We start from the raw sequence: 18,049 nt of genomic DNA, 5'->3' as shown, positions 1-18,049 counted from the left end.
AAAGCCCCGCTACAATGCCTGCCTCGAATAAATTAACGTCAGGTGGGTAAAATCTGCAATGGGCAAAACAGAAATAATACTCACCTTAATTATTTTGCTCCTTATTATATTTGGCTTCTGGTTTATTTTTAGCGGGGAAATCTGGTATCTCGTCGAGTATCTCGAAAATAGTCTTTACCCGACCTTCGACGCCCCTTAACGCACGTTTAATATCGTGTTTCACCTACCGAATTTGTCAGGTATCTGCCAGCCTGACGGCCGCGTAAGATACGCGTCGTTATCCTCCAACTACGTTGATAACGAATCATTTATTCACTTGCTTATGTTGCCCGTGCTCTGACGGGCTTTTTTATTTCCGGCATTTCAGCCACGCCAGGCTATATCTTAATCATCTTTAATGACAAGGGAGAGAAATGATGAGCAAGAAGATCCTGATGCTGGTTGGCGATTACGCCGAAGATTACGAAACCATGGTGCCTTTTCAGGCGTTACAGATGGTTGGTCATCAGGTGGATGCCGTCTGCCCCGACAAACCGAAGGGCGACTACATCATAACGGCAATCCATGATTTCGACGGCGCCCAGACCTATAGCGAAAAACCCGGTCACCGCTTTACCCTCAACGCCGACTTTTCCGCCGTAAAGGAGCAGGACTACGACGCGCTGCTCATCCCCGGCGGGAGAGCGCCCGAGTATCTGCGGCTAAATGAGGATGTGTTAAAGCTGGTACAGGCGTTTGACGCCGCGCGCAAACCGATTGCGGCGGTGTGCCATGGCCCGCAGCTGCTCGCTGCCGCGGGCATCCTGAAAGGCCGTACCTGTAGCGCCTACCCGGCCTGTGCTCCTGAGGTCCGTCTCGCGGGGGGACACTATGCCACGATCGGCATCGATCAGGCACATGTCGACGGCAACCTGGTGACGGCTCCCGCGTGGCCCGCCCATCCGCAGTGGCTGGCGAAGTTTAATGCGTTGTTAGAATAATACGTTCCGGTCTTATCGCTGCCGAAAAGCACAGCGCGGTATCATCCATGGCAAAACTGGCGCTCACGTGCGCCAGTTCGCATTAACCATCAGTGCTTCTCAATATACATCGTCCGGCTATAAGCCACGTCTTCCGGGTTATTAATCGGATACCCTTTCACCCACGGCTTAATCAGACGGCCGTTGGTGTACTGGTAAATAGGCGCGATCGGCGCTTTCTCCATGAGGATTTTCTCCGCCATGTTGTAGTCCGTATTACGCGCTTTCGCCGTGGTTTCGAGCGTCGCCTGGTGGATAATTTTATCGTAAGCCGGATCGTTGAAGCGCGAGATATTGCCGCTGTGGGTAGAGGTCAGCAGGGACAGGAAGGTCGAGGGCTCGTTGTAATCCCCCACCCATGACGCGCGGATCACATCAAAATTGCCGGTGTTGCGGCTGTCGATGTAGGTTTTCCACTCCTGATTTTGCAGCTTGACATCCACACCGAGGTTTTTCTTCCACATGGACGCCACCGCAATGGCGATTTTCTGGTGGTTTTCCGACGTGTTGTACAGCAGGTTCAGCTTCAGCGGACGCTGAGGGCCGTAGCCTGCGGCCTGGAGCAAGGTTTTGGCCTGAGCGTTCAGCTCCTGCTGGGACATCTGCTCAAACGGCGAAGGTTCAGGCGTGAAGCCCGCCGTCACGTCAGGGGTGAAATGCCAGGCCGGTTTTTCGCCGGTACCCAGTACCTTTTCCGCCATAATGCGGCGATCGATAGTCATGCTCAGCGCAAGACGGACCCTGGCATCGGCCGTCGGCCCCTTTTGCGTGTTAAACGCGTAGTAATAGGTCCCGAGCTGAGGCGGCGTATACACCTGGCCAGGAATATCCTTCAGGAGCTTCTGATACATGTTTTTCGGGAACGATTCGGTAATATCGATATCCCCTGCCAGATAGCGTTTCGTGGCGGACGATTCCTGATTAATCGGAATAAAGGTCACTTTTTGCAGGACAGTTTTCGCATTGTCCCAGTAGTGGGTGTTCGGCACGACAACCAGTTTTTCATTCACCACGCGCGCGTTCAGAACGTAGGCCCCGTTACCGACCAGCGCTCCTGGACGCGTCCACTCTTTCCCGCTTTCAACATTGGCTTTTTGCACCGGATAGAAGGCGAAGTTTGCCGTCAGGTTGCTAAACCACGGTAGCGGTTTATCCAGCTGGACGCGCAACGTTCTGGCATCCACCGCCGCCACGCCCAGGGTATCTGGCGCCGCTTTACCATCAATAATGGCCTGCGCGTTGCTGATGCCTGCCAGCGCCGCAAACCAGGCAAACGGAGAGGTCGTTTTCGGATCAACCAGACGCTGCCAGCTGTAGACAAAATCCTGCGCGGTAACCGGCGTACCGTCAGACCATTTTGCGTTATCGCGCAGGGTGAACGTCCAGATTCGGTTATCGTTGCTCTGCCAGCGCGTCGCCACGCCCGGAGTCAGTTCCCCTTTCTCATTCTGATTTACCAGCCCTTCGAAAAGATCGCGAATCACCTGAATCTCGGGCAACCCCACCGCTTTTGCGGGATCGAGCGAAGCCGGCTCGTCTTTAATGTGTCTGACCAGCTCCTGTTTTTGCGCCAGCACCGTGCCCTGTGGCACATCAGCAGCATATGAGAGTGAAGAGAGTCCGCACAGGCACAGTGCGGCAAAAAGACGCGAAACAGGATGCTTCATAAGATCCCCTTTAAAAAATTCAGGTAAAAAGCAGATGCGTAATTATTTGTTTCGACAATAAGAAATGCAAACAACTTACGCCTGAATAGTGATTTAAGGCAATTCTCAGCCGTTAATGAAACTATTTGATTAACAGCGGCTTTTGCACAACACTGCCTGTAGAGACTTCGTTATCAGGAAATCGTATGGCAACCACCCGACCCCGCGCGGAACGCGGCGCCTTCCCTCCGGGCGCTGAACAATATGGCCGCTCATTTTTAGGCGCATCGCTGATCTGGTTCCCGGCCCCCGATGCCGATCGCGACAGCGGTTTGGTTATTGCCGGCACGCACGGAGATGAGAACTCGTCTGTCGTCACGCTCTCGTGCGCGCTGCGGACGCTGACCCCGGCATTGCGACGTCACCACGTGATTCTTGCCGTGAATCCGGACGGCTGTCAGCTTGGATTACGGGCGAATGCGCGAGGAATCGACCTGAACCGTAATTTCCCTGCGGCAAACTGGCGCGCAGGGGAAACGGTATATCGCTGGAACAGCTCCGCCGAGGAGCGGGACGTGGTGCTGCTCACGGGCGATAACCCCGGCTCGGAGCCGGAAACGCAGGCGCTGTGCCAGCTTATCCATAAGATCCACCCCGCCTGGGTTGTCTCCTTCCACGATCCGCTGGCCTGTATTGAAGATCCGCGCCACTCTGTCCTGGGCGCGTGGCTGGCCCAGGCGTTCGCCCTCCCGCTCGTCACCAGCGTGGGCTATGAGACACCCGGTTCATTCGGCAGCTGGTGCGCCGACTTGAGCCTGCCCTGCATCACCGCTGAGTTCCCGGCGATCTCCTCCGACGAAGCCAGCGAAAAATACTTAAAGGCAATGATGGATCTGTTGCGCTGGGAGCCTCAGAGGTGAAGTACGCCGCTGGTAAAATTAAGCGCCGGTGAAACGTCAACGGCCAGCCACGTCGGGCCATCCAGATCGGCGAAACGGACCTGATTGACCAGCGGCAGCGCCGCACCGATCGCCCGCGAGGTGCAAAGCATGCATCCCAGCATCAGGGCGAACCCCTGCGCCCGGGCGTCCGCCGCCAGGGCCAGGGCTTCAGTCAGTCCGCCAGTCTTGTCGAGTTTGATATTGACCATGTCATAGCGGCCCTTAAGCGCGCTCAAATTCTCACGGGTATGACAGCTTTCATCCGCACAGACGGGCAACGGATGGATAAAATTCTTCAGCGCCGCATCCTCTTTTGCCGGCAGAGGCTGCTCCAGCATCGCCACGCCCAGATCGGCCAGCAGCTGGCATCGCGCGGCCAGCCCTTCGGGATGCCACGACTCGTTGGCGTCAACAATGAGCGTGGCTGACGGCACCGCCGAGCGAATGGCGACCATCCGCTCGCTGATCAGACGATCGTCGAGCTTCACTTTTAACAGCGTGGCCCCGGCGTCATAGAGCGCTTTCGCACTGGCGGCCATCTGCTCGGGCTCCCCAATCACGACCGTTTGCGCGGTCACGACGGACTCCGGCACGACCACGCCCAGCAATGACGTCAGCGATTTTTGCTGCTTAGCGGCTTCAAGGCTCCAGAGCGCACAGTCGATGGCGTTGCGCGCCGCCCCGGCGGATAAGCGCTGCTGTAACGCCTCGCGCGTGAGGCCTTTTTGCAGGTCAGGTACCAGGGTCATGATCTGCGCCATCACGGATGGCAGACTTTCCCCATAGCGCGGGTAAGGCGTACATTCCCCGACGCCTTTAAACCCCTCTTCTTCGATTTCGACCACAACCACGCTGGCTTCACTTCGGCTGCCGCGAGAGATCACAAACGGGGTATGCAATGGCCAGGCTTCTTCATAGACCTTAACGCTTCTCATCACTGACTCCTTGCGGCCCGGAAAGGCGAAAAATTTGGTTTGCCGTGTTATCTGCTGATGGCATACACTAGCCACGACGTTAACTATATGTAAACAGGAAGATATCTATGTCACAACTCGTTCATTTCCAGGGCAACCCGGTTGCTGTAGCAGGTTCCATTCCGCAGGCTGGCAGCAAAGCGCAGGCTTTTACTCTGGTGGCTAAAGATCTGTCTGACGTCACACTGGCTCAGTTTGCGGGCAAACGCAAAGTACTGAACATTTTCCCAAGCATTGATACCGGCGTTTGTGCCGCATCCGTGCGTAAATTCAACCAGCTGGCGACTGAAATGGACAACACCGTGGTGCTGTGCATTTCCGCTGACCTGCCGTTTGCCCAGTCCCGTTTCTGCGGTGCCGAAGGCCTGAGCAACGTTATCACCCTTTCCACCCTGCGCAGCGCTGATTTCCTCGAGAACTACGGCGTCAGCATCGCGGAAGGCCCACTGAAAGGTCTGGCAGCACGTGCTGTACTGGTTCTGGACGAAAACGACACTGTCGTTTTCAGCGAACTGGTTAACGAAATCACCACCGAGCCGGACTACACTGCCGCGCTGGATGTGCTGAAAGCATAATAAGTCCTTAGCATTCTATACAACTTATTCTCAACCTCGCCACGGCGGGGTTTTTTATTAGAAAATAGCTGAATCGTTAAAGCTAAAATATTCATCGATCACAAAAATCATGCAATAAAGACAGCAACATGTAACTTCCGCGTGATCATTAACGCATTCTAATTGTTATAATCACCTAATTTTAACCTCAGTGAAGCCCATCACATTTCCCTTTTTGTCTAAACATTAGATTTGCTTACGAAAGTAAATAATCGTTTCAGCAAAAAGGATAAAATATGAAGATCAAATTCGCTTTTACGCTCCTGGCGGTCCTGGTTTCTGGCCATGCCGCGGCTAAAACCTGGGTGCTGACAAGTGCTGAAAACAGCGTAGAGAAAGGAAACTGGAAGATTTCCAGTAATGAGCTGAAAGTTAAAGATCAGACGTTCAGCATTGAGCAAAAAGTCTTGCACGGCGGCAAGCAGGAAGGCAGTAAAGTCATCATTATTAGCAGTAAAGATGGCCTGACAATTACGCTGAGCCCGACCCGCGGCATGAACCTTCTACACGTTGAAGGGTTTGGCACCCGATTGGGGTGGGATTCCCCCGTCAAAGAGGTCGTGAATCCGGCTTATATCAATCTTGAGAGCCGAAACGGTCTCGGCTGGCTGGATGGTTTCAACGAGATGATGGTGCGCTGTGGCTACGAGTGGACAGGTCACCCTGTCACGGCGGACGGGCAAATTTACACCCTGCACGGCAGAGCCGGGAATACCCCGGTATCGCAGGTGGAAGTTGAGGTGGCGGATGCCGCCCCGCATGAGATCCGCGTTCGGGGTTTGATCAAAGAGAGCACGTTCAAAAAAGCGGATCTGCAGACCATGACCGAACTGCGCTACGTTCCCGGAACCAACCAGTTCAGCCTGCATGATGTTCTCACTAACCATGCCGATTACCCTCACGATTACCAAATCATCTATCACAGCAACTTCGGGACGCCGATCCTCGAAGAAGGCGCACGTTTCCTTGCGCCAGCGGCGAGCGTGAGCCCATTCAATGACTACGCCAAAGCGGGCGTTAACGACTGGCAAACCTATGCCGGGCCGACAAAAGGCTTTGATGAGATGGTCTTTAACATTCAGCCGCTCGCCGACAACAACCACGAAACGCTCGCGGCGGTGGTCAATAAAGCCGGCGATAAAGGCGCATCCATCCAGTTTGATACGCGCCAGCTGCCCGTGCTGACCTTATGGAAAAACACCGATACGCTGAAGCAGGGTTATGTCACGGGCATTGAACCGGGCACCAGCTACGCCTACCCCGTGACGATTGAACGCCAACAGAAGCGGGTTAAGCAGCTGGAGCCGGGTGCCAGCGCGCGGTTTGATCTGACCTATACCCTGCTCCACAGCCCGCAGCAGGTGAAAGAGGTTGAAAGCAGGATTGCGTCGATTCAGGGCGAGACAAAAACAGACATCGTTAACACGCCGCTGGCGAAGGAATAAAACAAAAGTAAAAAGCCTCTTTGCAGAGGCTTTTTGTTATTCGTCACCTTTCTTATGATTCAAACCGTACTCACGCAGCTTATTGGCGATCGCGGTGTGCGAGACGCCCAGGCGTTTTGCCAGTTTGCGGGTGCTGGGATAGCTGCGGTACAGCTGCGTCAGCACAGAACGCTCGAAACGGCTGGTGATGTCATCCAGCGACCCTTCCATCGCCTCTTCGCCTACCGATACCGTTCCGGCGTCGTAATCCGGCAACAGGATATCCTGCGGGCGCAGTTCATACCCTTCAAGCTGGGTCAGGGCGCGATAAACGGCGTTTTTGAGCTGACGAATATTGCCCGGCCAGCCGTAGCGCATGAGCACCGTGCCCAGATCGGCTGACAGCTTAGGACGCGGAACCCCCTGCTCGTCGGCAAAGCGGGCGACGAAAAGCTCCGTGAGCGGCATGATGTCCTGGGGACAATCGCGCAGCGGCGGAATGTTCAGCGTCAGGACGTTGAGGCGGTAATAGAGATCCTCGCGGAAGATCCCCTTTTGCACCAGTTCCACCAGGTTCTTCTGGGTGGCGCAAATGACGCGCACGTCCACATGCACTTCGTGATCCTCACCAACGCGGCGGAACGTGCCGTCGTTCAGGAAACGCAGCAGCTTAGCCTGCATACGCGGCGACATTTCGCCGATCTCGTCCAGCAGTACGGAACCGCCGTTAGCCTGCTCGAAGAACCCTTTCTTGCCCTCCGGCGCGTGACCAAACAGCTCGCTTTCAACGGCATCTTCCGGGATAGAGGCACAGTTAAGTGCCAGATAAGGCTTAGCCGCACGCGGGCTCGCCAGATGCACGGCGTGAGCCAGCAGGTCTTTCCCGGTGCCGGTATCGCCGGTAATCAGCAGCGGCGCGGTCAGGCTTGCGAGCTTACGCGCCTGATCAACCACATGACGCATTTTCGGGCTGACGGCAATAATCTGGCTGAATGCGCCAACGTCCTGACTGGAGAGGTTTTGCAGCTGACGACCCATGCGTAGCGTCGAGCGCAGCATGATCACCGCCCCGGTCAACACGCGGGTATTCCCTTCCCCTTTCAGATAGACCGGCGTGATCTCCATCAGGAAATTCTGCCCGTTAATCACCACATGCTCGCTGTGCGTGTTCTGCGGATTGCTGTCCAGCCAGCGCTGGAAGTTAAAACCGGGGATCAGCTGCGCGGCGTTATGATTGCTGAGCTTCTCCTGGCTCTGCGCGAAAAGCTGGCAGCTCGCGTGGTTAACGCGCTCAACTTTGCTTTTCAAATCCAGAGAGAGGAACGGTTCAGGCATGGCTTCCAGCAGCGCGCTCAGCGCCAGGTGCTCACGCTCGGACGGCATCCAGGGAATGGTGCGTACATCCGTAACGCCAGCGATACGGCGGATTTCCGCCATCAGGCTGCTGAAGGTATTAAATTCAATTTCGGCAAAATTGAGGTAAATTCGCCCGACAGGATCGATCTCAATGCCACGTAAATCAATGCTACGTAAAACAAGAAGATCGAGTAATTCGCGGGTCAGACCGAGACGGTCTTCACAGAAGACTTCAAGACGCATGGGAAATTCACCGTTTTAAGCCAATAACAGTAAAATGATATGTCAGAACACGGTGATCCGGAAGATGGCTGTCAACAAATATTGACAGCCAGCACGATTAGTGAACAAAACCTCACGGCGAAGGTTTTTTATTGAGCGTCTCTTTGAGCTGGCCGATCAGTTCACGCCTGAAATCCCCCAGCCGGGGCTTATCGCCGTCAATCCAGGGCAGCGGACGGCAGACTTCCATCGCTTTAATCCCCAGGCGTGCGGTTAATAATCCCGCACCGATGCCCTGAGCCGCACGGGCAGAAAGACGCGCCGCCAGATCCTGCGACATCCAGTCCATGCCCACTTCGCGCACCAGCTCACTCGCCCCGGCAAACGCGATATTGAGCAGAACCAGCTTAAACAGTCTGATCCGACTGTAGTAACCCAGCTCTATGCCGTAAAGGTTCGCAATACGGTTGATCAGGCGCAGGTTACGCCAGGCGATAAAAGCCATATCGACCAGCGCCAGCGGGCTGACGGCAATCATCAACGTGGATTCCGCCGCAGAACGGCTGATTTCGCGCCGCGCCTGAGCATCCAGCACCGGCTGTACCATGTGGGAATAGAGCGTCACCACTTCCCGGTCATTCTGGGTCTCATGGATGGCGGCATACCAGCGCTGAAGCGCCGGATGCGACTGGTCGATTCCGGCCTGGCTGGCCAGCTTTTGACAGAACGCGCGCCCTTTCCCGGTGCCGTGACTGTGGAGCAGATCCCGCGCTTCATCACGCTCGTGCGCGCGCTGTCGCAGACGCCAGAGTCGACGCCATTCGGTGGCAACCGACCCGACGCCAGCCCCCACAATCAGCGCGCCTGCGGCACATCCGCCCAGCGCCACCCAGTCCTGCGTGTGCCAGGCATTCATCGTCCACTGCACGCCCTGACCCACCACGCTTACGCCAAACAGCGCCAGACCGGCGGTGACCATCCTGCGCCACAAGCTGCGTTTTGGACGCAGCGCGGCGTCCACGGCCGCCTCCGCCGGACCATCCTCAACAACCGGGTCGTCCTGCAGCGCCGGGGCAAAGTTATCGGCCTGGGTACCGCTGAACGTCTGCGCCGTTTTGAACGCCTCCTGAGGGTTCTGCTCAAGCGTTCCGGTAAAGTCAATGCGCGGTTTTAACGGTTCCGTCATCGCAATTTATCTCCAATCAAAAACTCCAGCGCCGCATCCAGACGGATATGCGGTAAAGGCCTGTCGACGCTCATGGCCTGCGGGCGAAAGGCTTCAAACTGGAAGCCCTGATTCTGCCAGAAGGCCTGGCCCGGCAGCCGCGCAGGCACTTCGCCTGGGTAGACAGTAAGCGGTTCACCGTCGCTGAGCCGGTTCCCGCGTAATGCCGGTATTTTCTCGCCGTTAAGGTCAATCAGCCCGCTTTGCGTCGCCTGCACCGACGCGAGCCCAAGGCAATCCATGCCGATCCCTTCGAAGGCGGCGTTTTGCCAGGCGTCCTGTACCAGCTGCTGTAGCAGCGACACCATATTGGCATGCTGGTCGACGGTGACGTGATCGGCTTTTGTGGCCGCAAAGAGCAGTTTGTCGATCACCGGTGAGAAAAGACGGCGGAACAGCGTCCGCTGCCCGTAGTGAAAACTTTGCATCAGCTGCGTCAGGGCAAGGCGCATGTCGTTGAATGCCTGTGGCCCGCTGTTGAGCGGCTGCAGACAATCCACCAGCACAATCTGACGGTCGAATCGTAAAAAGTGGTTCTTATAGAATCCCTTGACCACCTTCTCACAGTAGTAATGGTAGCGCTCGCGCAGCATACCGGCGTTAGTGTGCTTATCAGCCTGCGCCAGCATCGACTCGCCAACCCCGTCCACATCCGGCCAGGGGAAAAACTGAAGCGCAGGCGCGCCCGCTAAATCACCCGGCAGAACAAAGCGCCCCGGCTGAATGAAGTGTAACCCTTCCTGTTTACACTGGTGTAAATACGCCGTCCAGGCGTCGGCAATGGCCGCCAGACGGTTTTCATCTGCTGGCGCAAGCGGGTCCAGCCCTTCGCACAGCTGTCGCCATTTGGCCGACCACCCGGCGCGTTGCCCCTGCAGCAATCCCGTCATCTGGCGTGACCAGCTGAGGTAATCCTGCGCCAGCATCGGCAGGTCGAGCAGCCATTCGCCGGGGTAATCGACGATTTCAAGGTATAACGTGGAGGTATCCTTGAAATGGCGCATCAGGGATTCATTCGAGCGGAAACGCAGCGCAAGGCGAATTTCACTGACCCCTCGCGTCGGCGTCGGCCACGCGGGCGGGTCGCCATACAGCTGTGCCAGCCCTTCGTCATAGGTAAAACGGGGAATACCAAAATCACGCTGTGGAACGCGCTTAACGCCCAGCAGACGCTCTTCCCGCACCGCGCCAAGCAACGGCAGACGCGCCCCGGCGTGCAGGTTCAGGAGCTGGTTCACCATCGCGGTGATAAACGCCGTCTTACCGCTTCGGCTCAACCCCGTCACCGCCAGTCGAAGATGACGGTCAACGCCGCGGTTTACCAGTGAATTGATTTCGTTTTTAAGTCGCTTCATCGCCGTCCTTCGTTGCCTGGAAGCCTTGAATGCATGGCTTCAGAATACAATAAATGGGGGCAGATCGTTGATTATCAATTCTTATTTATTGCTATTGCCGTTTTTTCTCCAGTAAGATGAACGCCATTGCTGTCAGTCCTGAGTGAGTAAGGTGTATGTCACCCACCATTTATGATATCGCACGGGTTGCGGGCGTATCGAAATCAACCGTTTCCCGCGTTCTGAATAAACAAACGAATATTTCTCCTGAAGCGCGTGACAAAGTGCTGAAGGCGATTGACGAATTAAATTATCAGCCCAACAAACTGGCCCGTGCCCTGACCTCTTCAGGATTCGATGCCATTATGGTTATTTCGACCCGTTCAACCAAAACCACTGCCGGCAATCCTTTTTTCTCCGATGTTCTTCATGCCATTACGGCAAAAGCGGAAGAAGAAGGATTCGATGTTATTTTACAAACCTCAAAAAGCAGTGAAGACGATCTCCTGAAATGCGTGAGTAAAATAAAACAGAAGATGATCAAAGGGATCATCATGCTGAGTTCACCCGCAAATGAATCCTTTTTCACCACGCTGGACGCGTATGGCGTACCGGTAGTGGTTATCGGCAAAGTGGAAGGTGAGTATCAGAATATTTATTCCGTCGACACGGATAATTTTCATGACAGCGCCACGCTGACGGAAACCTTTATCAAAAACGGCCGCCGGAAAATTGCCTGCCTGCATGCGCCGCTTGAATATCATGTTTCGATCGATCGCCTGGCGGGTTATAAAGCCAGTCTGGAAAAGCACCATATTGCGATTAACCCGGACTGGATCATGGATGGCGGTTATACCCATGAGAGTGCGCTTAAGGCGGCTCTGGAACTGCTCTCTTCACCCACGCCGCCTGATGCCGTATTTGCTACCGACAGCATGAAGTTACTCGGCCTTTATCGCGCGGCGGACGAGTTAAATCTGATGATACCGGAACAGGTGGTGATAGCCGGATACAGTGACCCGATGCTGTCTCTCATTTTAACGCCCGCACCAGGCGGCTTTGATATCCCAACCCGCAAACTGGGGGAAGAGAGCTGCGATCTTCTCTTCAGGCGTATTGCGGGTCACCCCGCCCCGCAAAAAGTGCTGGTTGATACCCATTTTTTACTGGCGGCCTCGCTGCGCTAAAACCAGGGGCACCAGGCCCCTGGAAGACCCACGGGTCAGAACGCGTAATTTACCCCAACGCCCGCATAGTGGAAGCGGTCGTTTTTACCCTCGTCATGGTTTTCCCATTCATAGGCGTATTCAAGCGTCATGGATAAACCGTTGTTGAAGTCATAGGCGTACTGCATACCCAGACGGTTGAAATCATGTCCTTCACGCTCAGGATCGTCCTGCCAGTCCCAGTTCGACCAGCGATCGAGCCCCAGTCGGGTGTAAGGCGTTAAGGTCGTCTGACCCAATGAAATAGGCAGGTAGGCGCGAATTTCCTGAGTGGAGAACTCGCCGTTATTACGTGAACCGTCCATATTGAAACCGCGCTCTAAATAGTAATTCACTTTAGCGGCAAAGGTGTCGTTAATGGTCCAGGTAAAGCCCGTTTCGGTTTCGACGCGGCTGTCTGAATAGCCGGTTTTTTCCAGATCGTTGGCAAACTGATACATGGCAAACCAGCCGCCGAAACGCCAGTCGTCGGTTAATTTAATATCCCAGTCCGGCTGAATTTTGTAGCGCTGCATATTTGCGCTGCCGTCTCTGGCGCCGTGTTCATCCTTAAAGTGATAGCCATAATTACGGAAACCACCGGTCAGACCGAACGTGAAATCATCGGTACCAATAAAACGATAGCGTAACTCAAATTCCGGGCGATCGAAATAGGTCCCACGGGTCATGCTGCTATAATCAACCGGTCCTTCCTGATACATCGCCAGCGAAATAGTCCAGGCATCCCAGGTCGCATTAAACCACACGGAGGGTTCATATAATCCGTCTTTATCTTCTCCCTGGCCTTCGACGTTTTCAATTTCATACATCGCGCCAATATTAAATTCCCATTGCTTAGCCGTTTCTGTTGCATGTGCGCAGCTCACCCCTGCGCACAGCACGATCGCAGCACTTTTTAGTAGAGTACTCATAAAATATTCCCTTTATAATTAACAAACAGAAAACCGGAAATTTGCATTTCCGGCAAACACCTTTCTTATCTAATAGCCGCTTCGGTATCGGCGTCGAAGAAATGGCACTTATTCATATCGAACTGGATGCCGATATTATCCCCTGCGGCATAATCATTCGCTGCTCCCGCGCGAACCACCAGCTCATGGCCGCCAACGGTGGCGTAGAGCATGAACTCCGCACCGGTCAGTTCGGCTACGCTGACTTTCGCCGCGATATTTTCACCGCTACTCTGCTGGGTGAGAATATCTTCCGGGCGGATCCCAAAGACCACAGCTTTACGCTGATATCCAGCGGCTTGCAGTGCAGCGAGCTTGTCTTCCGGGATCGCCAGGCGCAGCGTTTCCGTGACGAAATAGCGGTCGTCGATGGCACCACGAACAAAGTTCATGGCTGGCGAGCCAATGAACCCCGCGACAAACATGTTTGCCGGCTCGTTGTATACCTGCTTCGGTGCACCGACCTGCTGAATAATGCCGTCTTTTAAGATCACAATGCGGGTCGCCATCGTCATGGCTTCCGTCTGATCGTGGGTCACGTAAATCATCGTGGTATTGAGCTTCTGGTGAAGCTTGCTGATTTCAGCCCGCATCTGCACGCGGAGCTTGGCATCGAGGTTGGAGAGCGGTTCATCCATCAGGAACACGCCCGCTTCCCGCACTATCGCCCTGCCCAACGCCACGCGCTGACGCTGGCCGCCGGACAGCGCGCCGGGTTTACGCTTGAGGTACTCCCGTAAGCCGAGGATCTGTGCGGCCCAGTTGACGCGCTCTTCGATAACCGCCGGAGCGATTTTCTGCATCTTCAGGCCAAACGCCATGTTGTCGTAGACCGTCATATGCGGGTAAAGCGCATAGTTCTGGAACACCATAGCGATGTCGCGTGACTTGGCGGGCACATCGTTCATACAAACGCCGTCGATCACCAGTTCACCGGCGGAAATCTCCTCCAGCCCGGCAATCATGCGCAGCGTCGTCGATTTACCGCAGCCAGACGGGCCGACAAAAACGATAAACTCCTTGTCCTCGATTTCGAGGTTAAAATCCTTCACCACGTGGACCTGGTTATCGTAAATTTTCTGAATATGTTTCAGTGACAGTTGTGCCATTTTTAATTCCTTATCAATACGCCCGGGAGGCCCAGAAATCGGTCAGGCATTTCCAGGTCAGTTCCTGCGTTGAATGAAGCTGTAATCCCGCATGGGTCAGGCCTGAGCCAATCCCGACCGACAGCATGCCCGCCGCGTTGATCGCTTCCACGCCCGCGGGCGCATCTTCGACCCCAATGGCCGCCTCGGGGCGGACGTTCAGGCCAGCACACGCGGCGAGGAAGATCTCCGGGTCCGGTTTTGAACAGACGATACGGGAGGCATCGGCGCAAAAATCAAAGGCGTCATGAATACCCAGGGCATGCAGTATTCCAGGAGCGTTGAGGGAAACGGAGGCGAGCCCAATTTTGACCTTCGCCGCCCGAATGTCCGCCAGCACCTCCCGGATGCCCGGCAGCAGTGACGCCTCGGTCAACGACGACAGCGATGCGACGTAGAGCGCATTTTTCTTCCCCGCCAGCGCCAGGCATTGTTTGTCGTCAAACGCCCCCTCTTTCCCACCGTGTCGCAGGATCCGCTGCAGGGATTCCATGCGGCTAATTCCCTTCAGCTCCTCGTTGAACACCTCATCGATAGTGATGCCGATCTCCTGCGCGACCGAACGCCAGGCGAGAAAATGGAGATGCGCCGTATCGGTGATGACCCCATCAAGATCGAATACAACAGCTTCAGGCTTCATGGCTGGCCTCCGTGGTAGCGGTCCCATTAAAAGACGTAAGAAATTCCCTACGAGACAGTGCCTGCCGCTCCGATACGCATACCGTTTTTCCCCACAGGGTTAACGTGACGGGCGCGGTGGTCTCGATGGTTAAAACGTCATTTTCAAACGTGAAGCGCAGGCGAGCGTTCTGCCAGCGCAGCGGGAAGGCAAGTTTTCGCCAGCGAGCGGGTAGCTTCGGCGCAAGGTGCAGCTCGCCCTCAACAATCTGCATGCCGGCAAACCCCTGAATAACGCCGGACCAGATAGCCCCCGTGGCAGCGGCATGAATGCCGTCATCGCTGCTGTGCGGATCGTCGCCCAGATCGATAGCCACGCCAGCGCGCCAGAAGGCGTAGGCCCCTTCCGTATCGCCACAGCGGGCGGCCACAATGCCGTGAATGGCCTTGCTCAGCGAAGAGTCATGGATCGTACGTGGCTCGTAAAACGCCAGGTTGGCCGCGCACTGGGCGGGGGTAAATTTCTCCGGCAACAGATAGTTAAGCATCACCACGTCAGCCTGCTTGAGGATCTGCATCTCGTTAACTTCCGCGCGAGAGTAATCCAGCAGGATGGTCTGCTTACCCGCTTTGGCTTTATAGCGGCTTAAATCGATCGCCGGTTTCGCCATGAACGAATCGTCCTGCGGGATAACTCCCCCGGCGTCGGCTTCCGGCAGCCACAAGCGGGCCAGGAAGGTGGTCGCCTTCTCCATGAAGCAGGCATCTTCACGCTCAAACATCGACATAAACCGACATGCGCTGGCCACGTTGTACCAGGCCAGATAGTTGGTGTAGGCGTTGTTATTCACATGTTCGGTGTATTCGTCCGGCCCAATCACATCATGAATTTCCAGGCGCCCGTTAATCTCCGTAGCGCGGCCCATCCAGAACGTTGCCGTCTCTACCAGCAGGGTCAGCCCTTCATTGCGCATAAATGCGTCATCACGCGTGGCCTGCCAGTAGGCCACAACGGCCCAGGCAATGTCCGCCACGATGTGGTGTTCGGCCAGGGCGGAGGCCACTTTCTGCCGCATGCCCGTACGGATGTTGATGGCTGCAAACTCCGGCGTCTCCTCTTTGCCGCTTGCGGCGCTCTCCCACGGGAACAGCGCGCCCGGCCAGCCGTTGCGGCGGGCTTTTTCCCGGGCCCCGGCCAGGTTCAGCCAGCGATAGCGCAGCAGACTGCGGGCCACCTGCGGACGAGTGAAAAGATGGAAAGGCAGCATGAATATTTCGGTGTCCCAGAAGACATGGCCTTTATACCCCTCGCCGGTCAAGCCCTTAGCGGCAATGCTGCTCCGCTCATCATGGGCTGGCGTCATGGTGGTCAGATGCCAGACGGCATAGTCCAGCGCCATCTGATCGTCAGGAGATGGAGATGCAGAAGCCACTTCCACCCTGGCGTCACGCCATACGTCTTCCCATGCGCAGGCTGAACTCTCCAGCAGCGAGGCATAACCCCTTGCTGCACAAACCTTGAGATCCGCCAGCGCGCCGCGCGCGAAAGATTCCTGCGACAGGGCTTTATCGCTGCGATGGGCCACCCAGACCAACTTATCCAGCGTGACAGTGTCACCCTGCGGTATCGTCAGGGAATAGTGAGCAGAGAGCCGACGATTTTTAGCGGTAAAGCAGCTTTCGCTATCTGCTGATAGCTGACAAAAAGCCGAGATAACAACGTCAGAGGCCCGGTCCTGTGTTTCATACACACCCTGCATATAGTGCTGGTCGAATACCCTGACAGAAATTTCATCCAGATGCTGACGGCCGGTATTGGTTTGTGTGGCATCAATACCGGTTTTCATCACCACCTGCGAGGCTGCATCCAGCGGGGTGATCGCAAGCTGCATGGCCACAAGCGGCAGCTGATCGAGAGAGACAAAACGACGACTCTCCAGGCGATAGCGCTTTCCGTTGGGCGAGCGCCAGACAACGCGGCGATGCAGCTCGCCGTTGGCAAACGCCAGCTCGCGCTGCCACTCAAGAATGTCCCCGGACAGAAGGGTAAAATTCACCCCGTCCAGCTCAACCTCGATACCGGTGATATCGGGCAAATTGATCAGCTCAGTGGTCTCATTAAGTCCCGCCTGGTGATACAAACCCGCAAGATACATCCCTCGGGTTTGCTGGGTGTAATCTTCTTCATGCGCAGCGCGAATGCCCATGTAGCCGTTACCGCATGCCATAATGGACGCGTACTTATTCAGACTGTGCGGACAAAAGCCCGGATCGGTTAATACAGACACGCTCAGCATAATGTTACGCTTTCTCCTGTTTCTGCCGACTGATAAAGCGCCGCGACAAGCTGCTGAATCACCAGCCCCTGTTCAGCATCTGCAATCATTACGGGCTCTCCCTGCACGTGGCGGACAAAGGCCTCCATGCTGCGTAAATGGCGCTGATCGTCAGCCTCTTCACGCTGAATCAGGGTTTGTAACGCCCCGGCGTCATCCTGATAAATATGTGCCGGGAAAAGCGTCGCCCCCGCTTTTTCACCGCAAAACGCGACATTCATGATCGACTGCTCGCGGATATTCAGCGCAAACGAGGTGTCCAGACGCAAAATGCCGCCGTTGCAGAATTCGATGGTGCCAAACAGGGCATCTTCCACCGTAAACTGAGCAGGATCCCACTCGCCAAACTGGCCGCTGCTTTTCCGGGTTCCCAGCCTCTGGAAACCGTGCGCCGTGACCCTTTTGACCGCCGGGAAACCCAGCACGTACATCGCGGCATCCAGCATGTGAATACCGATGTCAATCAGCGGCCCACCGCCCTGCAGCGCTTTATTGGTGAAGACGCCCCAGCCCGGCACGCCGCAGCGCCGCAGCGCCTGCGCCGAGGTGAAGTAGATTTCGCCCAGCGTTCCGTTCATCACGGCCTCGCGCAGCAGCTGCGTATCGAGCGCAAAGCGGTGATGGAAGTCATATGCCAGCACTTTGCCCGCCTTGCGTGCGGCCATCCGCATCTCATCGGCCTCTTGCGGCGTCATGGCGGGCGGTTTTTCGCACATCACATGACAGCCAGCCTCCAGCGCCGCCATCACATGCTCAAAATGAAATCGGTTTGGCGAACAAACGCTCACCACGTCCGGCTTAACCGCCTCCAGCATGGCGCACGCGTCCTGCCACGCCGACGGTATGGCATGACGCTCCGCAAAAGCCTGTGCCTGTTCGAGGCGGCTGTCCATGACAGCCACCATCTGAACATCACTGCGCGTGGCGTAATACGAGGCATGCACTTTGTCCGCAACCTGCCCGGCGCCAATGATGGCGACGCGCAGTGGCGACGTTGTTGAAGCACTCATCACGCT

The 18,049-nt window shown here is 55.8% G+C and carries 16 protein-coding genes; 6 read left to right on the top strand and 10 right to left on the bottom strand.

Features of this window, described 5'->3' with window-relative positions:
• Positions 1-58 precede the first annotated feature (58 nt).
• A complete protein-coding gene (locus LLF79_RS05105) occupies positions 59-199 on the top strand; it encodes an Ecr family regulatory small membrane protein (RefSeq protein ID WP_059364481.1) in 141 nt (46 codons plus the stop codon).
• 217 nt (positions 200-416) lie between these two features.
• On the top strand, positions 417-980 hold the full coding sequence (locus tag LLF79_RS05100) for a DJ-1/PfpI family protein (protein ID WP_008501260.1): 564 nt from the start codon (positions 417-419) through the stop codon (positions 978-980).
• A gap of 89 nt (positions 981-1,069) precedes the next feature.
• Here the strand turns inward: LLF79_RS05100 and LLF79_RS05095 are convergent, their stop codons facing one another.
• Positions 1,070-2,686 carry an ABC transporter substrate-binding protein gene (locus tag LLF79_RS05095; RefSeq protein ID WP_049122318.1) on the bottom strand — a complete coding sequence of 539 codons (1,617 nt, stop codon included), beginning with the start codon at positions 2,684-2,686 and terminating at the stop codon, positions 1,070-1,072.
• A gap of 185 nt (positions 2,687-2,871) precedes the next feature.
• Here LLF79_RS05095 and mpaA point away from each other — a divergent pair, with 185 nt between their 5' ends.
• A complete protein-coding gene (gene mpaA, locus LLF79_RS05090) occupies positions 2,872-3,585 on the top strand; it encodes a murein tripeptide amidase MpaA (protein ID WP_227879176.1) in 714 nt (237 codons plus the stop codon).
• On the opposite strand, the gene ycjG is transcribed toward mpaA, so the two are convergent.
• The gene (ycjG, locus tag LLF79_RS05085; RefSeq protein ID WP_227879175.1) at positions 3,576-4,541 is read right to left on the bottom strand and encodes an L-Ala-D/L-Glu epimerase; all 966 of its coding nucleotides are present in this window, start codon (positions 4,539-4,541) and stop codon (positions 3,576-3,578) included. The two genes, mpaA and ycjG, sit on opposite strands and share 10 nt — an antisense overlap.
• 107 nt (positions 4,542-4,648) lie before the next feature.
• On the opposite strand from ycjG, the gene tpx reads away from it, so the two are divergent.
• Together tpx and LLF79_RS05075 are read left to right on the top strand one after the other, a co-directional pair.
• Positions 4,649-5,155, top strand: coding sequence for a thiol peroxidase (gene tpx / locus LLF79_RS05080; protein WP_008501256.1), 507 nt, complete (start codon positions 4,649-4,651; stop codon positions 5,153-5,155).
• 275 nt (positions 5,156-5,430) lie between these two features.
• Positions 5,431-6,639, top strand: coding sequence for an aldose 1-epimerase family protein (locus LLF79_RS05075; RefSeq protein WP_227879174.1), 1,209 nt, complete (start codon positions 5,431-5,433; stop codon positions 6,637-6,639).
• 36 nt (positions 6,640-6,675) lie between these two features.
• Here the strand turns inward: LLF79_RS05075 and tyrR are convergent, their stop codons facing one another.
• The 3 genes from tyrR to LLF79_RS05060 all read right to left on the bottom strand — a co-directional run bounded on the left by tyrR (position 6,676) and on the right by LLF79_RS05060 (position 10,776).
• Positions 6,676-8,217, bottom strand: a complete 1,542-nt coding sequence (gene tyrR, locus LLF79_RS05070; RefSeq protein ID WP_032652110.1) for a transcriptional regulator TyrR — start codon at positions 8,215-8,217, stop codon at positions 6,676-6,678.
• Positions 8,218-8,329: 112 nt separating this feature from the next.
• Positions 8,330-9,382, bottom strand: coding sequence for a YcjF family protein (locus tag LLF79_RS05065; RefSeq protein WP_227879173.1), 1,053 nt, complete (start codon positions 9,380-9,382; stop codon positions 8,330-8,332).
• Entirely contained in the window at positions 9,379-10,776 is a 1,398-nt protein-coding gene (locus LLF79_RS05060) for a YcjX family protein (protein WP_227879172.1), read from the bottom strand. Before LLF79_RS05060 ends, LLF79_RS05065 begins: the two co-directional genes overlap by 4 nt.
• 155 nt (positions 10,777-10,931) lie before the next feature.
• Between LLF79_RS05060 and LLF79_RS05055 the strand changes: the two genes are divergently transcribed.
• The gene (locus tag LLF79_RS05055) at positions 10,932-11,942 is read left to right on the top strand and encodes a LacI family DNA-binding transcriptional regulator (protein ID WP_008501251.1); all 1,011 of its coding nucleotides are present in this window, start codon (positions 10,932-10,934) and stop codon (positions 11,940-11,942) included.
• Between the two features lie 35 nt (positions 11,943-11,977).
• Here LLF79_RS05055 and LLF79_RS05050 read toward each other — a convergent pair whose 3' ends face one another.
• From LLF79_RS05050 to LLF79_RS05030, 5 genes are all read right to left on the bottom strand, one after another.
• On the bottom strand, positions 11,978-12,892 hold the full coding sequence (locus LLF79_RS05050) for an OmpG family monomeric porin (protein ID WP_227879171.1): 915 nt from the start codon (positions 12,890-12,892) through the stop codon (positions 11,978-11,980).
• A gap of 65 nt (positions 12,893-12,957) precedes the next feature.
• On the bottom strand, positions 12,958-14,040 hold the full coding sequence (locus LLF79_RS05045; protein ID WP_021240476.1) for an ABC transporter ATP-binding protein: 1,083 nt from the start codon (positions 14,038-14,040) through the stop codon (positions 12,958-12,960).
• 13 nt (positions 14,041-14,053) lie between these two features.
• Positions 14,054-14,719 carry a beta-phosphoglucomutase gene (pgmB, locus tag LLF79_RS05040; RefSeq protein WP_058653282.1) on the bottom strand — a complete coding sequence of 222 codons (666 nt, stop codon included), beginning with the start codon at positions 14,717-14,719 and terminating at the stop codon, positions 14,054-14,056.
• The gene (locus tag LLF79_RS05035) at positions 14,709-16,994 is read right to left on the bottom strand and encodes a glycoside hydrolase family 65 protein (RefSeq protein WP_227879170.1); all 2,286 of its coding nucleotides are present in this window, start codon (positions 16,992-16,994) and stop codon (positions 14,709-14,711) included. Before LLF79_RS05035 ends, pgmB begins: the two co-directional genes overlap by 11 nt.
• Complete coding sequence (locus LLF79_RS05030; protein ID WP_088728495.1) at positions 16,988-18,046, bottom strand: Gfo/Idh/MocA family protein; 1,059 nt, start codon at positions 18,044-18,046, stop codon at positions 16,988-16,990. Before LLF79_RS05030 ends, LLF79_RS05035 begins: the two co-directional genes overlap by 7 nt.
• Positions 18,047-18,049 lie beyond the last annotated feature (3 nt).

This window comes from Enterobacter cloacae complex sp. 2021EL-01169 (assembly GCF_020733125.1).
Classification (GTDB): Bacteria; Pseudomonadota; Gammaproteobacteria; order Enterobacterales; family Enterobacteriaceae; genus Enterobacter; species Enterobacter roggenkampii.
The sequence above is the reverse complement of the archived record's forward strand: the minus strand, read 5'-3'. Positions and strand labels throughout refer to the sequence as shown.

Coding starts and splice junctions, on each gene's coding strand:
- LLF79_RS05105 (WP_059364481.1), top strand. CDS start 59: ATGGGCAAAACAGAAATAATACTCACCTTAATTATTTTGCTCCTTATT.
- LLF79_RS05100 (WP_008501260.1), top strand. CDS start 417: ATGAGCAAGAAGATCCTGATGCTGGTTGGCGATTACGCCGAAGATTAC.
- LLF79_RS05095 (WP_049122318.1), bottom strand. CDS start 2,686: ATGAAGCATCCTGTTTCGCGTCTTTTTGCCGCACTGTGCCTGTGCGGA.
- mpaA (WP_227879176.1), top strand. CDS start 2,872: ATGGCAACCACCCGACCCCGCGCGGAACGCGGCGCCTTCCCTCCGGGC.
- ycjG (WP_227879175.1), bottom strand. CDS start 4,541: ATGAGAAGCGTTAAGGTCTATGAAGAAGCCTGGCCATTGCATACCCCG.
- tpx (WP_008501256.1), top strand. CDS start 4,649: ATGTCACAACTCGTTCATTTCCAGGGCAACCCGGTTGCTGTAGCAGGT.
- LLF79_RS05075 (WP_227879174.1), top strand. CDS start 5,431: ATGAAGATCAAATTCGCTTTTACGCTCCTGGCGGTCCTGGTTTCTGGC.
- tyrR (WP_032652110.1), bottom strand. CDS start 8,217: ATGCGTCTTGAAGTCTTCTGTGAAGACCGTCTCGGTCTGACCCGCGAA.
- LLF79_RS05065 (WP_227879173.1), bottom strand. CDS start 9,382: ATGACGGAACCGTTAAAACCGCGCATTGACTTTACCGGAACGCTTGAG.
- LLF79_RS05060 (WP_227879172.1), bottom strand. CDS start 10,776: ATGAAGCGACTTAAAAACGAAATCAATTCACTGGTAAACCGCGGCGTT.
- LLF79_RS05055 (WP_008501251.1), top strand. CDS start 10,932: ATGTCACCCACCATTTATGATATCGCACGGGTTGCGGGCGTATCGAAA.
- LLF79_RS05050 (WP_227879171.1), bottom strand. CDS start 12,892: ATGAGTACTCTACTAAAAAGTGCTGCGATCGTGCTGTGCGCAGGGGTG.
- LLF79_RS05045 (WP_021240476.1), bottom strand. CDS start 14,040: ATGGCACAACTGTCACTGAAACATATTCAGAAAATTTACGATAACCAG.
- pgmB (WP_058653282.1), bottom strand. CDS start 14,719: ATGAAGCCTGAAGCTGTTGTATTCGATCTTGATGGGGTCATCACCGAT.
- LLF79_RS05035 (WP_227879170.1), bottom strand. CDS start 16,994: ATGCTGAGCGTGTCTGTATTAACCGATCCGGGCTTTTGTCCGCACAGT.